Origin of the sequence: Microbacterium sp. Ag1, assembly GCF_001005635.1 — a bacterium.
Lineage (GTDB): Bacteria > Actinomycetota > Actinomycetes > Actinomycetales > Microbacteriaceae > Microbacterium > Microbacterium oxydans.
Map to the genome: position 1 here is coordinate 126,977 of NZ_LBCR01000031.1, position 15,116 is coordinate 142,092.

The window sequence follows — 15,116 nt, forward strand, 5'->3', positions numbered from 1 at the left end:
ATCCAGGATATCCGGCGGTTGTTGTGGGTCTGCCCGATTCGAAGGGGGTCAGTCCGGCACGTCGACGATGCGCTCGACGCCGACGACGGGAACGATCGCGCCGGCGGAGGCGGCGGCGATGTCATCGGTGAGCCGGGGGAGCTCTGCCTCGGGGGCCCACAGCTCGAGCGTGGCCATGGCCGCATACGTGGGATCGCCGAGTGTCGCCCCGTGATGCGCGGCCCAGTCGCGGAGCAGGTTGTCGTACCGGCCGGCATCTGCGTGTGGAACCTCGAGCGTGACCTGGCGGAGCGCGGCCCGCCGCACGAGTGAGGCCCGGTCGAGCGCTTCGGACACGGCGGACGAGTACGCGCGCACCAGCCCTCCGGCGCCGAGCTTCACGCCCCCGAAGTAGCGGGTCACCACCGCGACCACATCGGTGAGCTCTCGCCGCCGCAGAACTTCGAGCATCGGGATGCCCGCGGTGCCCGACGGCTCTCCGTCGTCCGACGACCGGGCCTGATCGCCGAGGAGCCCGGTGACCATGGCTGTGCAGTTGTGGTTGGCATCCCACGCCCGCTTGCGGATCCCGGCGATCACGACCTCGGCCTGCTCGACCGAGGAGACGGGCTCGATGCGGGTGACGAAGCGCGATTTGCGGACGACGCTCTCGTGATCGACCGCAGCCGCGATGGTCGCGGGATAGCTGCGGGCGGAGGTCACCCGCCTCACGATACCGATGCGGCGGAAGGGCTCCGTGATCCGCTCAACGGTCGACGAAGGCCATCTGCTGCGGGTTGTAACGGTCGCCGCTCACTCCGAGGCGCGTCGCGAGGGTCGTGAGATCCGCCATCTCGTCTGCCGACAGGGCGACGGACGTGCTCCCCGCGTTCTCGGCGATGCGCGCGGTGCGTCGGGTGCCGGGGATCGGGACGATCCACGGCTGCCGGGCGAGCAGCCAGGCCAGGGCGATCTGGCCCGGCGTGGCGTCCTTGGCCGCAGCGAGGTCGGCGACGTGCGCGACGAGCGCCTGGTTCGCCGCCCGGTTCTCGGCCGTGAACCGCGGGATCGTGGCGCGGATGTCCCCGACGGCGAAGTCGGCCGCGGTGTCGACGGTGCCGGTCAGGAACCCCTTGCCGAGAGGGCTGAACGGCACGAAACCGATGCCCAGTTCGGCGAGCACCGGCAGGATCTCGGCCTCGGGGTCACGGGTCCACAGCGAGTATTCGCTCTGCAGTGCGGTCACGGGGTGCACGGCGTGGGCGCGGCGGATGGTGTCCGCCGACGCCTCGGAGAGCCCGAAGTGGCGCACCTTGCCTTCCGCGATCAGCTCGCCGACGGTCCCGGCCACGTCCTCGATCGGCACCTCGGGGTCGACGCGGTGCTGGTAGAACAGATCGATCACATCGGTGCGCAGACTCCGCAGCGAGGCCTCGGCCACCCGCCGTATCTGCTCAGGGCGGCTGTTCAGCGCCACGCTCCTGCCGTCCACGATGTCCCACCCGAACTTGGTCGCGAGCACGACCCGGTCGCGGAGGGGTTCGAGAGCCTCGCCGACGAGCTCCTCGTTGACGTACGGGCCGTACACCTCGGCCGTATCGAAGAAGTCGACGCCGTGATCGAGTGCCGACCGCAGCACGGCGATCATGTCGTCGCGGCTGCCGGGGTTGGGTCCGTAGCTCTGCGACATGCCCATGCAGCCGAGGCCGACCGCCGAGACCTGCAGGCCCTGTCCGAGAGTACGCGTGTGCATGGGGTGGTCCTTTCATCGTGGTCGCAGACGGATCGGCGGCGCTGGAGCCGACGTTACGCGCGGGCACGATCGCGAGGGAGTCCCTGACAGAACCCCGCTGACCGGAACCCCCTTTCAGGTGTGGGCGGATCCATCGAACGGTGGAGAGGAGTGTCAGCCCCCTGTCCGATCCCCGCGACGGAGGCGACGGCTGGACTGGATGCATGCTCCGCACCCTCCGTTCCCTTCCCCTGTGGCTCACCTCGCGGCGCGGCGGGTGGATATCCCTGCTCGTAGCCTTCGTCGCGTTCACCGCTCTGCTCGGCGCGCTGGGTCGGGCATCGCTCCCCGCGGGGAACGATGTGGCTCCGCCGGACTCCGAATCCGCGCGGGCGGCCGTGCTCGCCGCGGGCTTCGATGATGCGGACGAGAGCACGGTGCTCCTGGTCGCGACCAGAGACGACGGTGCGCAGCTCGGCGATGCCGACCTCGACGCCCTCTCCGATCTCGCGGCGGACGTCCGAGCCGAGACCGGGCGCGAGCCGCACGGGCCGATCGTCAGCGACGACGGAGAGGCAGCGGCGATCCAGGCGACGCTGACCCTGGAAGACGAGGATGCCGCCGCGGACGCCGTGCGCGATCTGCGCGGCACCGTGACGCAGCATCCGATCGACGGGGTGAGCGTGCAGGTCACCGGCGGACCGGCGTTCGGTGTGGACGTCGCCTCGGCGTTCGACGGAGCCGACTTCACGTTGTTGATGGTGACCCTCGGGATCGTGGCGCTGCTGCTCATCGTCACGTACCGCTCGCCTGTGCTGTGGATGATCCCCCTGGTGGTGGTCGCGCTCGCCGATCAACTGGCGAACAAGGCGACGGCGGCGATCGGGGCGGGTCTCGGACTGCAGTTCGACTCCGGCATCGTGAGTGTTCTCGTCTTCGGCGCCGGCACGAACTACGCCCTCCTGCTGATCTCGCGCTATCGCGAGGAGCTCGCGCGCGAGACCGACCACCGCCGTGCCCTCGTGGGCGCATGGCGGGCCACCGCACCGGCGATCGTCGCCTCGAACGTGACCGTGGTGCTCGCTCTGTCGACTCTGGCCCTCGCGGTGATCCCGGGCACACGCGGGCTCGGTATCGCGTCGGCCGTGGGACTCCTGATCGCGCTCGCCGCCGTGCTGCTGGTGCTGCCACCCGCGCTCGCCGTCTGCGGGCGGCGCCTCTTCTGGCCGTTCGCGCCGCGGGTGGGCGACGCCGCCGTGACGGGTCGTGTGTGGGGTGCGGTGGCGCAGCGCGTCTCCCGGCGCCCGTGGGTGCCCCTGGTCGGTGCGCTCGCGTTGCTCGGCGTCTTCGCCGGTGGTCTCGCGGGGGCCACGGTCGGTCTCACGCAGGTCGAGAAGTTCCGTGTCCCTTCCGAATCGGCGGCGGGTCTCACAGCGCTCGGCGAGCACTTCCCGGCGGGCGAGGCCCAGCCGATGATCGTGATCGGCGATGCGGCGGACAGCGATGCGCTGACCGAGACGATCGGCGATGTGCCCGGCGTGCTCCGGGTGTCGACGACCGGGGAGAGCACCGACGGCGCGCTCGTCCGGCTGCTCGTCGTGGGCGATCCGGCGCCGGGCACGGCCGAGAGCCTCGACCTGGTCGGGGCAGTGCGAGAGGCCGCGCACGCCGTGCCCGGTGACGCCGTGGTCGGTGGCCCGGTGGCGGCCGACCTCGACGCGCGCGAGGGCAACCAGCGCGACCTGCTCCTGATCGTGCCGCTCGTGCTCGCGGTCAGTCTGCTCGTGCTCATCGTGCTCCTGCGCTCCCTGGTGGCGCCCGTGTTGCTGCTCGCGGTGAACATCCTCAGCGCGGTCGCCGCGATCGGTGCGGGCACCTGGCTGAGCCGAGTCCTGTTCGGATGGGAGGCGCTGGACCTGCAGGTGCCGCTGCTCTCGTTCCTGTTCCTTGTGGCGCTGGGGATCGACTACACGATCTTCCTCGTCCACAGGACTCGCGTGGAGGCACGGACCGTCGGCACCCGTCAGGGGATGGTACGCGCACTCACGGCGACGGGTGGCGTCATCACCAGCGCGGGTGTCGTGCTCGCCGCGGTGTTCGCCGCGCTCGGATTGCTGCCCCTGGTCACGCTCGGGCAGATCGGGCTCATCGTCGGCATCGGAGTGCTGGTCGACACCTTCGTGGTGCGCACACTGGTGGTTCCGGCGATCTTCGCGATCGTCGGCGAGCGGATGTGGTGGCCGGGAACTGCAGGGCGGAGAAGACCCCGCGCGGATCGAGGCGGAGAACGGCCGGACGGGGGAGAATACGAGCATGCCGCCGTCGCCAGCACCCGAGATGCGAGCTGAGTCGTCGCGGCCGGAGTCGTCGCGGCCGGAGTCGTCGCGGCCGGAGCGCGCGGCAGGCTTCCGCGCTCCGCGCACGTGGGCGAGCCTGGTGGGGTCTATCCGGATCGGCCAGGCCGTCATCACCGTGGTGCTGCTCGTGGTCGGAGCCTGGCGCGCGGCGGCGGACGGCGTCCCGCTGCCGTGGGTGCTCGCCCTCTCGCTCGTCTTCCTCGGCTGGTACGGAGGAGGGTTGCTGCTCAGCGAGCGCACCTCCGACCGCCGTCTGGCGACGTGGTGGCTGCTCGGACTCACACTCATCTGGCTCGGCGCGGTCGTGGTGTCGCCGGAGTTCGTCTGGCTCGCGTTCCCCCTGTGGTTGCTCGCCGGGTTCGTGATGCGCCTGCGCTGGGCGCTGCTGCTCAGCGCGGCCGTCCTCGTCGTCGTGGTGACCGCTCCGCTGCTGCACAACGGCACCACGACCTATGCGAACGTGATCGGGCCTCTCGTCGGCGGGGTCTTCGCTCTGGGGATCTCCCGCGGATACCTCGAGCTCGTCCGCGATGGACGGGAGCGACGCCGACTGATCGCCTCGCTCGTGGCCACCCAGGAGGAGATGGCCGCGCTGCAGGACGAGCTGGCTCGCACCCAGCGCGAGTCGGGGGCGAGCGAGGAGCGCACCAGGGTGTCGCGCGACATCCACGACACCGTGGCGCAGAGCCTGTCGTCGATCGGGATGCTCACGCGGTCCGCCCTGGAGGCGGACGACCCGGCGCAGCGTACCCGTGCCCTCGAACAGATCGGTGCGCTCGCGGCGGAGGGGATGGCCGATGCGCGGCGCATCGTGAACGCCCTGATGCCGGCCGAGCTCGAATCCACCGCGCTCGGCGACGCCCTGGCCCGCATGCTCGAGCGCCTCGCCGAGGAGACCGGGATCGAGGCGACACTGCACGCCGACGACGACCTGCCGTCGCTCGGCATCGACGCCGAGGTCGCCCTGTTGCGCACGGCGCAGTCGGCCCTCGCGAACGTCCGCTCCCACGCATCCGCGACCAGGGTCGTCGTCACCCTCGCGGACGCCGGCGACGCGGTGCGGCTCGACATCGTCGATGACGGGATCGGTTTCGACGCGCGGCAGTGGGACCGGCAGCGGGACGCGCAGGGTGGCGTCGGCAGCACGGGTGGTGGCTACGGTTTGCGTTCGATGCGCGCGCGCCTGCGGGAGCTCGGCGGAGGGCTCGACGTGGAGAGCGCCCCGGGAGACGGCACCGCGCTCTCGGCGCACATCCCCCTCGGCGGCACCGCTCAGGGGCGACGGAACGGAGGGAAGGGATGACCGCGGTGCGCGTGCTGCTCGTCGACGACCACCCCATCGTCCGGGCCGGCGTGCGCTCGCTGTTCGACCATCGCGATGACGTCGAGGTGGTCGGGGAAGCGGCATCCGGTGAGGAGGCCGTGGCCCTTGCGCGGCACCTGCATCCGGACGTGGTGCTGTGCGACCTGCGGCTCGGGGAGGGCATGGACGGCGTGCAGACGACCGCCGCCCTCCGCGCGCAGGAACCGGCGCCCGCGGTGCTGATCCTGACGACGTTCGACCGCGACGCCGAGATCCTGGGAGCCATCGAGGCGGGAGCCGCGGGCTACCTCCTCAAGGATGTGGCGCCGGACGACATCGCGCGCGCGATCCGCCAGGCGGCGTCGGGAGCGCTCGTTCTCACCCCCGAGCTCAGCGAGCGGGTCGTGCGCGTCATGCGTGCGCCGAGGGTGCGCCTGACCGACCGGGAGCTCGAGGTGCTGCGTCTGCTCGACACGGGGGCGTCCAACCGCGAGATCGCGAAGACCCTGTTCGTCACGGAGGCCACCGTGAAGACCCACCTCGTGCACGTGTTCGAGAAGCTCGGTGCCGACAGTCGCGCACGTGCCATCGCCATCGCGCACGACACCGGTCTGCTCTGAGGTCTCGGCCCGGCGCTCTTTCGGGTCAGTTCCAGAACCGCTGCACGCGCGCGGCGAGGTCGCGCATGGCGGAGCCGTCGAGCACCACACTCCGCTCCTCGACACCGAGCGCGGGCCACTGCATGACGAACTCGATCGGGCCCTCCGGTGGAAGCGGCCACAACCACAGTCGGTCCGTCGAAGAGTAGTTGTGGCTCCCGCCTCCGCCGCCGCCGCTGTTGCGTGCCAGCGTGTGCCCCTTCGGCTCGGCCGACGGATCTTCGCCTCCGAAGAACGGGAAGCCTTCGGCGAGGACCTTCTCTCCGTCGCCGAGCACGAGGCCGAAACGCAGCCGGCCGGCCGGGTGCACCGGACCACCCATCTGGCTGTGCCCGATGAAGTCCGCGCACAGCTCGTTCCACTCCCGCACAGGCATCCCGTGCCGGCGGAGCCGCCCTTCCAGACGGAACTCGACCCCGTCGCTGTAGACGGCGACCCCGAACAACCCCAGCGCGAGGTTCTCCGTGGTGGCGAGTGTCTCGGAAACGGGAAGGAGTACGGGCAGCTCGTTCTCCGGAGCCTGCCACCTGGGCTGCCGCTCCGGTTCGCTCTCCTCGTGTTCCGGCATCTCCGGATCGGGCGGGAAGAAGCTCATGCCGACAGGTCATCACACGTCCTGTGGATCGCGCAAGAGTCGCGCCTGTGCGCATCTCAACCCTTCGATGGATCCCCGGAACGGTCACCCCGGCGAGGCTGGGATCAGACCGAAAGGATTCCGATGCGCCGCCTCTTCTCCGCCGCGTTCGCCTACATGCTCGTGGGCGTCGCCTCCGGACTCTTCTACCGAGAGTTCACCAAGATCAACGACTTCCCCGAGGGCGAGTCGACGCAGCTCGGCCTGGTGCACACGCACCTGCTCGTGCTCGGCTTCGTCGTCCTGCTGATCGTCTTGCTCCTCGAGAAAGCGTTCACGCTGTCCGAGAGTCGCCTGTTCGGCTGGTTCTTCTGGCTGTACAACGCGGGCCTCGTGCTCACGACGGCCATGATGATCTGGCACGGCAGCCTCACGGTGCTCGGCCAGGAGTCGAGCGGCATGATCGCCGGCATCGCAGGCCTCGGCCACATCCTCCTCAGCGCCGGCATGATCCTGCTGTTCCTCGCCCTCCGCAAGCGCCTGTTCGTCCCGAAGCCGGCCGTCGCCTGATTCGAAACGGGGAACCGTCAGTCCGCCTCCACCGAATCGTCGCGCAGGTGGGCGATGTGTGCCGCATGCCGCGCCAGGTGGTTCGGTGAGCGGCGCACGAACAGCCACGCCACGAACAGCACCACGAACCAGATCGGTGTCACGAGCAGCGCGGTCAACGTATCGGGCTGGGTCGTGAGCGCCCACAGGATGAACACGAAGAACGCCAGCACGACGTAGACCATGAACACGCCGCCGGGGAGCCGGAACGTCGATGCGGCGACCTTGTCCTTGCGCGTGCGCCGGTACACGAGGTAGCTGCACAGGAAGATCGTCCACACGAACATGAAGCACAGCGCCGAGACCGTGGTCACCATGTCGAAGGCCGTGCCGATGTCCTTGCCCGCATACAGCAGCACCACACCGGAGAGCAGCAGGATGCACGACAGGAACAGCGCGTTCTGCGGCACGCGGCGGCGGGAGAGGCGGGCGAACATGCGCGGGGCGTCGCCGTCCTGTGCGAGTCCGAACACCATGCGCGAGGTCGAGTAGATGCCGGAGTTGGCGCTCGACATGGCCGAGGTCAGCACCACGAGGTTCACGACGGTCGCGGCGATGCCCAGACCCGCGAGGGCGAACATCGCGATGAAGGGGCTCTCGCCTGCCACGTACTCGGTCCACGGGGTGACCGCCATCAGCACGATGAGCGCGCCCACGTAGAACAGCAGCACGCGGATCGGGATCGCGTTGATCGCCTTGGGGAGGTTGCGCTTCGGGTCCTTGGTCTCGGCCGCGGCGGTTCCCACGAGTTCGATGCCGACGAAGGCGAAAACGGCGATCTGGAACCCGGCGACGAAGCCCATGAATCCGTGCGGGAACATGCCGCCCTTGTCCCACAGGTTCGAGAAGCTCGCGGTGCCGGCGTCGTGCTGGAACCCGGTGAAGATCATCACGAGTCCGGTGACGATGAGCGCGACGATCGCGACGATCTTGATCAGCGCGAACCAGAACTCCATCTCGCCGAACGCGGCGACGGTGGGCAGGTTCAGGGCGAGCAGGATCACGATCACGAGGATGCCGGGGATCCACAGCGGGATGCCCGGGATCAGCGCGTCCGTGTAGCCGGCGATCGCGATCACGTCGGCGACTCCGGTGACCACCCAGCAGAACCAATAGGTCCAGCCGGTGAAGAACCCCGCCCACGGGCCGAGCAGATCGCTCGCGAAGTCGCTGAACGACTTGTACTTCAGGTTCGACAGCAGCAGCTCGCCCATCGCCCGCATCACGAAGAAGAGCATGAACCCGATGATCATGTAGACGAAGATCACGGATGGGCCCGCGACCGAGATGGTCTTGCCGCTGCCCATGAACAGTCCGGTGCCGATGGCGCCGCCGATCGCGAGCAGTTGGATGTGGCGGTTGCTCAGTGCGCGCCGCAGGTGCTGTTCCTCTCCGTCCGCGGCGACATCGCGCTCGCGTCCGGTTTCCCCCGTGTACTGCTCGGTCACTTTCTTCCTCCGGTCGTCGTCGACTGCGTCGATCCGAAGGTACCCGTCGACCGCGCGATGCTCGGAATCGAGATCCGCTATTCCGTCGCGCCGAATCGATTCGATAGGCTTGTCGCACCCCCGATCACCCCCCCAGTCCTGCGAGCCGCTCCTTCATGGCCACCTCCCTCACCACGGGCCGCCCGTGGCGCGTCATCCTTGCCTTCTCCATCCCCCTCCTGCTCGGGAACGTGGTGCAGCAGCTGTACCAGTTCGCCGATGCCATCGTCGTCGGTCGGCACCTCGGCGTCACCTCCCTCGCGGCGGTCGGCGCGACCGGCAGCCTGCTGTTCCTGCTGCTCGGGTTCGCCTGGGGACTGACGAGCGGTTTCGCGATCCCAATCGCCCAGGCCTTCGGCGCGAGGGATGACGCGGCCGTGCGCCGTTCGGTCGCGACCGGTGTTCTGCTGAGCGTCATCACGAGTGTGATCCTGACGATCGGAGCGCCCCTCCTCGCCGGTCCGATCCTCGCGCTGCTGCAGACGCCGCCCGAGTTGATGGCCGAGGCCACGATCTTCACCCAGATCAGCTTCCTCGGTGCGAGCGCGACGATGTTCTTCAACTACCTCTCCGCGATCATCCGTGCGATCGGAGATTCCAAGACCCCGCTGGTGTTCCTCACCGTGTCGTGCGCCCTGAACGTCGGGCTCGTCGTCCTGATGGTCGGGCCGCTGGAGTGGGGCGTGGGCGGAGCCGCGCTCGCGACCGTGGTCGCCCAGGCGGTCTCGGTCGCCCTGTGCCTCGAGTTCGTGCGTCGTCGGCTGCCCATGCTCCACCTGCGCCGTGCGGACTGGCGGATCACCAGCGGTGACGTCGCTGAGCACCTGCGCCTCGGTCTGCCCATGGGATTCCAGGCGTCGATCATCGCGATCGGCACGCTGACCGTACAGGTCGCGCTCAACACCCTGGGGGCGGATGCGGTCGCGGCCTACACGACCGGATCCCGCGTCGACAGTCTCGCGGTGGCCCTGCTGTCATCGCTCGGACTCGCTGTCTCGATGTACGCCGCGCAGAACCACGGGGGTCGGCGTCCCGACCGCATCCGTCGCGGTGTGGTCGAGGCGACCTGGATGGCCGTCGTCGCCGGCTTGGTACTCGGTGGACTGCTCATCGCCTTCGGTGCGCCGATGGTGCGTCTGTTCATCGGCGAGGGGTCGGACGACGTCGTCGACGAGGCGCATCGGATGCTCATCATCAACGGATGCGGGTACTGGGCGCTGGGCATGCTGTTCGTCCTGCGGGGAGCCCTGCAGGGACTCGGTCACACGCTCGTCCCCACGGTCACCGGCGTGATCGAGCTCGTGATGCGCGTGGGAGCGGCCATCGTGCTGGGCGCGTGGATCGGATTCGACGGAGTCGCCCTCAGCAACCCGCTCGCCTGGCTCGGCGCTATCGTCCTGCTCGTCCCCGCGTACGTCCGCGCGCACCGCGCCCTCGGTCGGCTGCCCATCGACCCGGCGGAGGCCACCGAGACCTCGGCCATCGCGATCGTCGGGCCGACCGACGGGTCGATGGTCGTGGACGCCGTGGTCACCCAGCCTGTCCGCGTCCACCGCGCGCGCCGCCTGCGCTGGCCGCGCCGTCGCTGACGATCTCGTCGCTTTGTCCGCAGTGCACGGATATCCCTCTCCAGGATGATGCGGATCGCACTTGAGACGGATGCCCTCCCCGGGAGACACTTCTAATGTCGAATGAGTGGAGTAACCACTGACGGGGGGTCGTCATGACGACATTGAGAGTGGCCAGCGATCTGGCTGCGGTGATGGTGCCGATCGGTTACGTGGGTGCGGCGCTCGCCGCCATCTTCGCGATCGTCGCGGCGGTCGCCATCGTCCGGGGAGCCGGTGGGCTCGCCGGGGGCGCGGTGGGACTGTGGATCGTGGGAGCGCTGATGAGCTTCGCGGCGTCGTTCGCGCGCGACTGGACGCCGCTGATCCTGGCGGGCGGATCGCTCGTGGCGATGCTGATCGTCGGGAGCATCGTGCGTGCCATCGTCGACGCGGGCGGTGTCGGGCGCACCGACCGCACGGTCGAGGAGGCACTGCCGACCGCGATCCCGGCCTCGAAGGCTCCCCCCGCTCCGACGTCGAAGCCGGTGCTCACCAAGACCGGACCGGCGACGGCCTCGATCGCCATCGTCCGCTGAGCGCTCAGCGGTAGTCGCGGTCGCGGTGCTGTCCGCTCTCGTCGCCCGACTGCACCCGCTCCGCTTCGCGCGCCCTCAGCTCCACGCGGCGGATCTTTCCTGAGATCGTCTTCGGCAGCTCGGGCACGAACTCGATGATCCGCACCCACAGATGCGATGACAGGCGCTCGTGCGCGTACGCGAAGATCGCACGCGCCGCCTCGGTCTCGGTGTTCGTGGAGTCCGGGGTAAGGCAGACGTAGGCCTTCGGCACGGCCAGGCGCGTGGGATCGGGGCTCGGGATCACGGCCGCCTCGACCACGAGCTCATGCTCGAGCAGCACCGACTCGAGCTCGAAGGGCGAGATCTTGTAGTCCGAGGCCTTGAACACGTCGTCGGAGCGACCCACGTAGGTGAGGTACCCCTCGTCGTCGCGCACGGCGATGTCGCCGGTGTGGTGGTAGCCGCCCGCCCGGGACTCCGCGGTCTTCTCAGGGTCGTCGTAGTACCCGGCCATGAGCCCGAGCGGCGGGTGCGCCAGGTCGAGCGCGATCTCGCCCTCTCCGTCGACGACCTCTCCTGTGACGGGGTCCAGCAGCACGACCGGGTACCCGGGCAGAGGTCGTCCCATGGACCCGACCTTGACGGTCTGCCCGGGGGAGTTCCCGATGCAGGCCGTCATCTCGGTCTGTCCGAAACCGTCGCGGATCGTTCCGCCCCAGGCTTCCCGCACCCTGTCGATGACTTCGGGGTTCAGGGGTTCTCCCGCGCCCACGAGCTCGCGTGGCGGGTGCGTCAGGCGGGCGAGGTCGGCCTGGATCAGCATGCGCCACACCGTCGGCGGCGCGCAGAAGGTCGACACGTGATGGGTGTCCATCACCTGCATGAGGGTGTTCGCGTCGAAGCGGGCGTAGTTGTAGACGAAGACGGTCGCCTCGGCGAGGAACGGCGAGTAGAAGCTCGACCAGGCATGCTTGGCCCACCCAGGCGACGAGATGTTCAGGTGCACGTCGTCGGGGCGCACGCCGAGCCACCACATGGTCGACAGGTGTCCGATCGGATACGAGGCGTGCGTGTGCTGCACGAGCTTGGGCCGGTTGGTGGTGCCGGAGGTGAAGTAGAGCAGTGCCGTGTCGGATGACGGGGTGGGGCCGTCGGGTTCGAAGCTCGTGGGCGCCGCTGCGGCGTCGTCGAAGGGCGCCCATCCGGACGGCAGGTCAGCGCCCACGCCGATGCGCAGGATGCCGGGGTCGATGCCGGTGAGGCGGTCGGCGAGCGTTCCGAGAGTGACGACAGCTCGTGCGCGCCCGTGATCGACGCGGTAGGCGAGATCCGCCGCGGACAGGAGCGTGGATGTCGGGATCGAGACGGCTCCGACCTTGGTGATCGCCAGCATCACCTCCCACAGCTCGATCGTGTTGTTCAGCATGACGATCACGTGGTCGCCGCGGCGGATACCGATGCGGGTGAGCCAGGCGGCCACCTGGTCGGAGCGCGTCGAGAGCTCCCCGTACGTCCAGGAGTGCAGGCTCAGATCGGCCTCCACGATCTGCACGGCCGGTCGGTCGGGCTTCTCGCCGGCGATGACGTCGAACCACTCGAGTGCGAAGTTGAACTCGTCGACCTCGGGCCAGACGAATCCCTCTCGCGCCGCGGCGTAGTCGGTCGCGTTCGTGAAGAGGAAGTCCCGCATCTCCCGGATGGTGTGCGTGGCGGCGGTGGCGCTGCGGCTCATGGTGCTCCCTTGCTCCTTGCTGGCGTGCACTCCATCCTGGCCCATGGGTCGGCGCCAGGAGAACGGTCAGCCAAGGAGAGCGGTCAGGGGGAGAGGACCCCCGGTCCGTCGCGGAGCTCGAAGACGAGCTGGGTCTCGGTGCCGCGGACGACGGGGTGGATCGTGATGTGCTCGAGCACGATGTCGCGCAGTGCCGTCGCGTCCTGCACGGCGACGTGCACCAGGAAGTCGTCGACACCGGCGACGTGGAACACCTGCAGGACACGAGGGATGCCGGCGAGCGCGTCGAAGAGCGCTGTGACCTTGGCTCCGGTGTGGTTGGCGAGGCGCACCTTGATGATCGCCTGCAGGGGGAACCCGAGAGCCGCCCCGTCGACGCGGATACGGGTGTCGCGGATCACACCGCGCTCGCGCAGTGCCCGCACCCGATGCGCGCACGTGGATTCGGCGAGACCGAGCCGATGCGCGAGCGCCTTATTGGTGGTCTCGGCGTCGCGGGTCAGCACCGCGAGCAGCTCGAGGTCGATCTCGTCGAGTTGTGCTTTCGCCAACGTGAGGCCTCCTCGCCTGCGGGACATTGCACACAATAGCGTTCCGGTTCCTCGATTCGGTGTCCTCTGTCGAATTCCTGCGCTTCTGCCGTGATTCCGGCAACGTGGAGTCATGACTGCACCGCTGCATCCCGATACCGTCGCCGTCCACAGCGGGCGCTCCGATCTGGAGGGTCTCGGGGTGCATGCGCTGCCGATCGACCTGTCGACGACCAATCCGCTGCCCGACATCGAGCGCGGTGGCGACTCGTACGAGGCCATGGCGACGGGCGGTCGTCCCCCGGCCGACGGCAGCATGGTCTACGCGCGGCTGTGGAACCCGACGGTGGCTCGGTTCGAAGAGGCGCTCGCCGAGCTCGAGCACGCCGACGCCTCCGTGGCCTTCGCCTCTGGCATGGCCGCGATGACGGCGGTGATCCTCGCTCACACCGGAGCCACCGGCGCGCGGCACGTCGTCGCGGTGCGTCCGCTCTACGGCGGCACCGACCATCTGCTCGGCTCCGGGCTGCTCGGTGTCGAGGCCACCTATTGCCACCCCGACGAAGTGGCGGCGACCATGCGCCCCGACACCGGCCTGGTCGTGGTGGAGACGCCGGCGAACCCCACCCTCGACATCGCCGACATCGCCGACGTGGTGCGGCAGGCGGGCGCGGTCCCGGTCGTGGTCGACAACACGTTCGCGACCCCTGTGCTGCAGAACCCCATCGATCTGGGGGCCGCGATGTCACTGCACAGCGCCACGAAGTACCTCGGCGGCCACGGCGACGTGATCGCCGGCGTGGTCGCCTGCAGCGAGCAGACCGCGGAGGCGCTGCGCCGCGTGCGGGCCGTGACCGGCGGGCTGCTGCATCCGCTCGGAGCCTATCTGCTGCACCGGGGTCTCACCACGCTGCCGGTGCGGGTGCGGCACCAGCAGGAGAGCGCGCGTCGGATCGTGCAGTGGCTGAGCGACCGGCCCGAGGTGGCGGAGGTCTTCTATCCGGGACTCGACGGCGACCCGCGCGGCATCCTGCAGCGGCAGATGCGTGGCACCGGCGCGATGATCGCGATGCGCATGCGTGGCGGGTTCGCCGCGGCCTCCGCCGTCACGACGGCGACCGCATTATTCACGCACGCGGTCTCGCTCGGCGGTGTGGACTCGCTGATCCAGCATCCGGCGGCGCTCACCCATCGGCCGGTGCCGCCCGAGGCCCGTCCGGCAGCCGACGTGCTGCGGCTGTCGATCGGGTTGGAGGACGTCGACGACCTGATCTCCGATCTCGCCCAGGCCTTTGCGGCCGTACCGGCCTTCGACACCGAAGCGCCGCTCACCGACCGGGTCACCTCCTCGCGCGACGCACACCGGGGGGGCAGTGCGCGCCTGAGGGGGTGACTCAGCGCCCGCGAGCCCGACGGCGCGGCGCCGCATCGGCTTGACTCACGGCGAGGGGAGGCGGATCGTCCCGGTCGCGAGGCGCTCCGTCGGCATCCGGTCGCGGTCGTAGGTGATCTCGTCGTACCCGTGCGGGGTCGGCACTCCGTCGTCGTCGAGGCTCACGAACACGATCTTGTCGATCGTGAGGATGCGCTTGCGCGTGATCATGTTCCTCGCCACCGCGCGCATGGTCAGCGACGTGGTGCCGAAATGCGTCGCCTGCAGGCCGATCTCGATCAGGTCGCCCTGCACGGCCGAGGCCTCGAAGTTGATCTCCGAGATGTGCTTGGTGACGGCGCGATAGTTGCCCAGCTGCACGATCGCGTAGATCGCCGCTTCCTCGTCTATCCACTTCAACAGACTCCCGCCGAACAGGGAGCCGTTCGCGTTCAGGTCCTCGGGGCGCACCCATTTGCGGGTGCGGAAGTTGAGCCCGTCCTCCGACCACTGCCACGCCGGTGCCTTCTTCTTCGCCATGCGCACGAGGCTAGGCGGCGCGTGAGTCGGAGATGTTACGGCCCGTTTTCGCGGAGGACACGGCCGTCGGCCACGTCCCTTTGTGCATACCTCACAAGAAACTCAGTGTCATGA

14 protein-coding genes are annotated in these 15,116 nt (G+C 69.3%); 7 read left to right on the forward strand and 7 right to left on the reverse strand.

Translation table 11 applies throughout. The features are described from left to right. Positions 1–48: 48 nt before the first annotated feature. Positions 49–702: an IMPACT family protein gene (locus AAY78_RS12335; protein ID WP_046748592.1), complete on the reverse strand. Its 654-nt coding sequence runs from the start codon at positions 700–702 to the stop codon at positions 49–51. A 43-nt stretch (positions 703–745) separates the two neighbouring features. After that, positions 746–1,732, reverse strand: a complete 987-nt coding sequence (locus AAY78_RS12340; protein ID WP_046748593.1) for an aldo/keto reductase — start codon at positions 1,730–1,732, stop codon at positions 746–748. A 203-nt stretch (positions 1,733–1,935) separates the two neighbouring features. Between AAY78_RS12340 and AAY78_RS12345 the strand changes: the two genes are divergently transcribed. Genes AAY78_RS12345 through AAY78_RS12355 form a run of 3 tightly spaced genes read left to right on the forward strand, consistent with a single transcriptional unit; the run spans position 1,936 to position 5,991 of the window. Beyond that, entirely contained in the window at positions 1,936–4,059 is a 2,124-nt protein-coding gene (locus AAY78_RS12345) for an MMPL family transporter (RefSeq protein ID WP_046748594.1), read from the forward strand. Then, positions 4,025–5,371: a sensor histidine kinase gene (locus AAY78_RS12350; RefSeq protein ID WP_082108671.1), complete on the forward strand. Its 1,347-nt coding sequence runs from the start codon at positions 4,025–4,027 to the stop codon at positions 5,369–5,371. The genes AAY78_RS12345 and AAY78_RS12350 overlap by 35 nt, the downstream gene beginning before the upstream one ends. Next, entirely contained in the window at positions 5,368–5,991 is a 624-nt protein-coding gene (locus AAY78_RS12355) for a response regulator (RefSeq protein ID WP_046748595.1), read from the forward strand. Before AAY78_RS12350 ends, AAY78_RS12355 begins: the two co-directional genes overlap by 4 nt. A 25-nt stretch (positions 5,992–6,016) precedes the next feature. Here AAY78_RS12355 and AAY78_RS19285 read toward each other — a convergent pair whose 3' ends face one another. Further along, positions 6,017–6,625, reverse strand: coding sequence for a hypothetical protein (locus tag AAY78_RS19285; protein ID WP_052748771.1), 609 nt, complete (start codon positions 6,623–6,625; stop codon positions 6,017–6,019). A 123-nt stretch (positions 6,626–6,748) separates the two neighbouring features. Between AAY78_RS19285 and AAY78_RS12365 the strand changes: the two genes are divergently transcribed. After that, entirely contained in the window at positions 6,749–7,174 is a 426-nt protein-coding gene (locus AAY78_RS12365) for a DUF2871 domain-containing protein (RefSeq protein WP_046748596.1), read from the forward strand. Between the two features lie 17 nt (positions 7,175–7,191). Here AAY78_RS12365 and cycA read toward each other — a convergent pair whose 3' ends face one another. Further along, the gene (gene cycA, locus AAY78_RS12370; RefSeq protein WP_046748597.1) at positions 7,192–8,661 is read right to left on the reverse strand and encodes a D-serine/D-alanine/glycine transporter; all 1,470 of its coding nucleotides are present in this window, start codon (positions 8,659–8,661) and stop codon (positions 7,192–7,194) included. 155 nt (positions 8,662–8,816) lie between these two features. Here cycA and AAY78_RS12375 point away from each other — a divergent pair, with 155 nt between their 5' ends. Continuing rightward, a complete protein-coding gene (locus AAY78_RS12375; protein ID WP_046748598.1) occupies positions 8,817–10,289 on the forward strand; it encodes an MATE family efflux transporter in 1,473 nt (490 codons plus the stop codon). A gap of 134 nt (positions 10,290–10,423) precedes the next feature. Continuing rightward, positions 10,424–10,846 (forward strand): hypothetical protein, encoded by a 423-nt coding sequence (locus AAY78_RS12380; protein ID WP_127012806.1) that lies wholly within the window; start codon positions 10,424–10,426, stop codon positions 10,844–10,846. Positions 10,847–10,850: 4 nt separating this feature from the next. On the opposite strand, the gene AAY78_RS12385 is transcribed toward AAY78_RS12380, so the two are convergent. Next, complete coding sequence (locus AAY78_RS12385) at positions 10,851–12,560, reverse strand: AMP-binding protein (RefSeq protein ID WP_046748600.1); 1,710 nt, start codon at positions 12,558–12,560, stop codon at positions 10,851–10,853. An 83-nt stretch (positions 12,561–12,643) separates the two neighbouring features. Continuing rightward, positions 12,644–13,111 carry an Lrp/AsnC family transcriptional regulator gene (locus AAY78_RS12390; RefSeq protein ID WP_052748772.1) on the reverse strand — a complete coding sequence of 156 codons (468 nt, stop codon included), beginning with the start codon at positions 13,109–13,111 and terminating at the stop codon, positions 12,644–12,646. A 112-nt stretch (positions 13,112–13,223) separates the two neighbouring features. Here AAY78_RS12390 and AAY78_RS12395 point away from each other — a divergent pair, with 112 nt between their 5' ends. Then, complete coding sequence (locus AAY78_RS12395; protein WP_046748602.1) at positions 13,224–14,483, forward strand: trans-sulfuration enzyme family protein; 1,260 nt, start codon at positions 13,224–13,226, stop codon at positions 14,481–14,483. Between the two features lie 45 nt (positions 14,484–14,528). Here AAY78_RS12395 and AAY78_RS12400 read toward each other — a convergent pair whose 3' ends face one another. Continuing rightward, positions 14,529–15,002: an acyl-CoA thioesterase gene (locus AAY78_RS12400; protein ID WP_046748603.1), complete on the reverse strand. Its 474-nt coding sequence runs from the start codon at positions 15,000–15,002 to the stop codon at positions 14,529–14,531. Between the last annotated feature and the right edge of the window lie 114 nt (positions 15,003–15,116).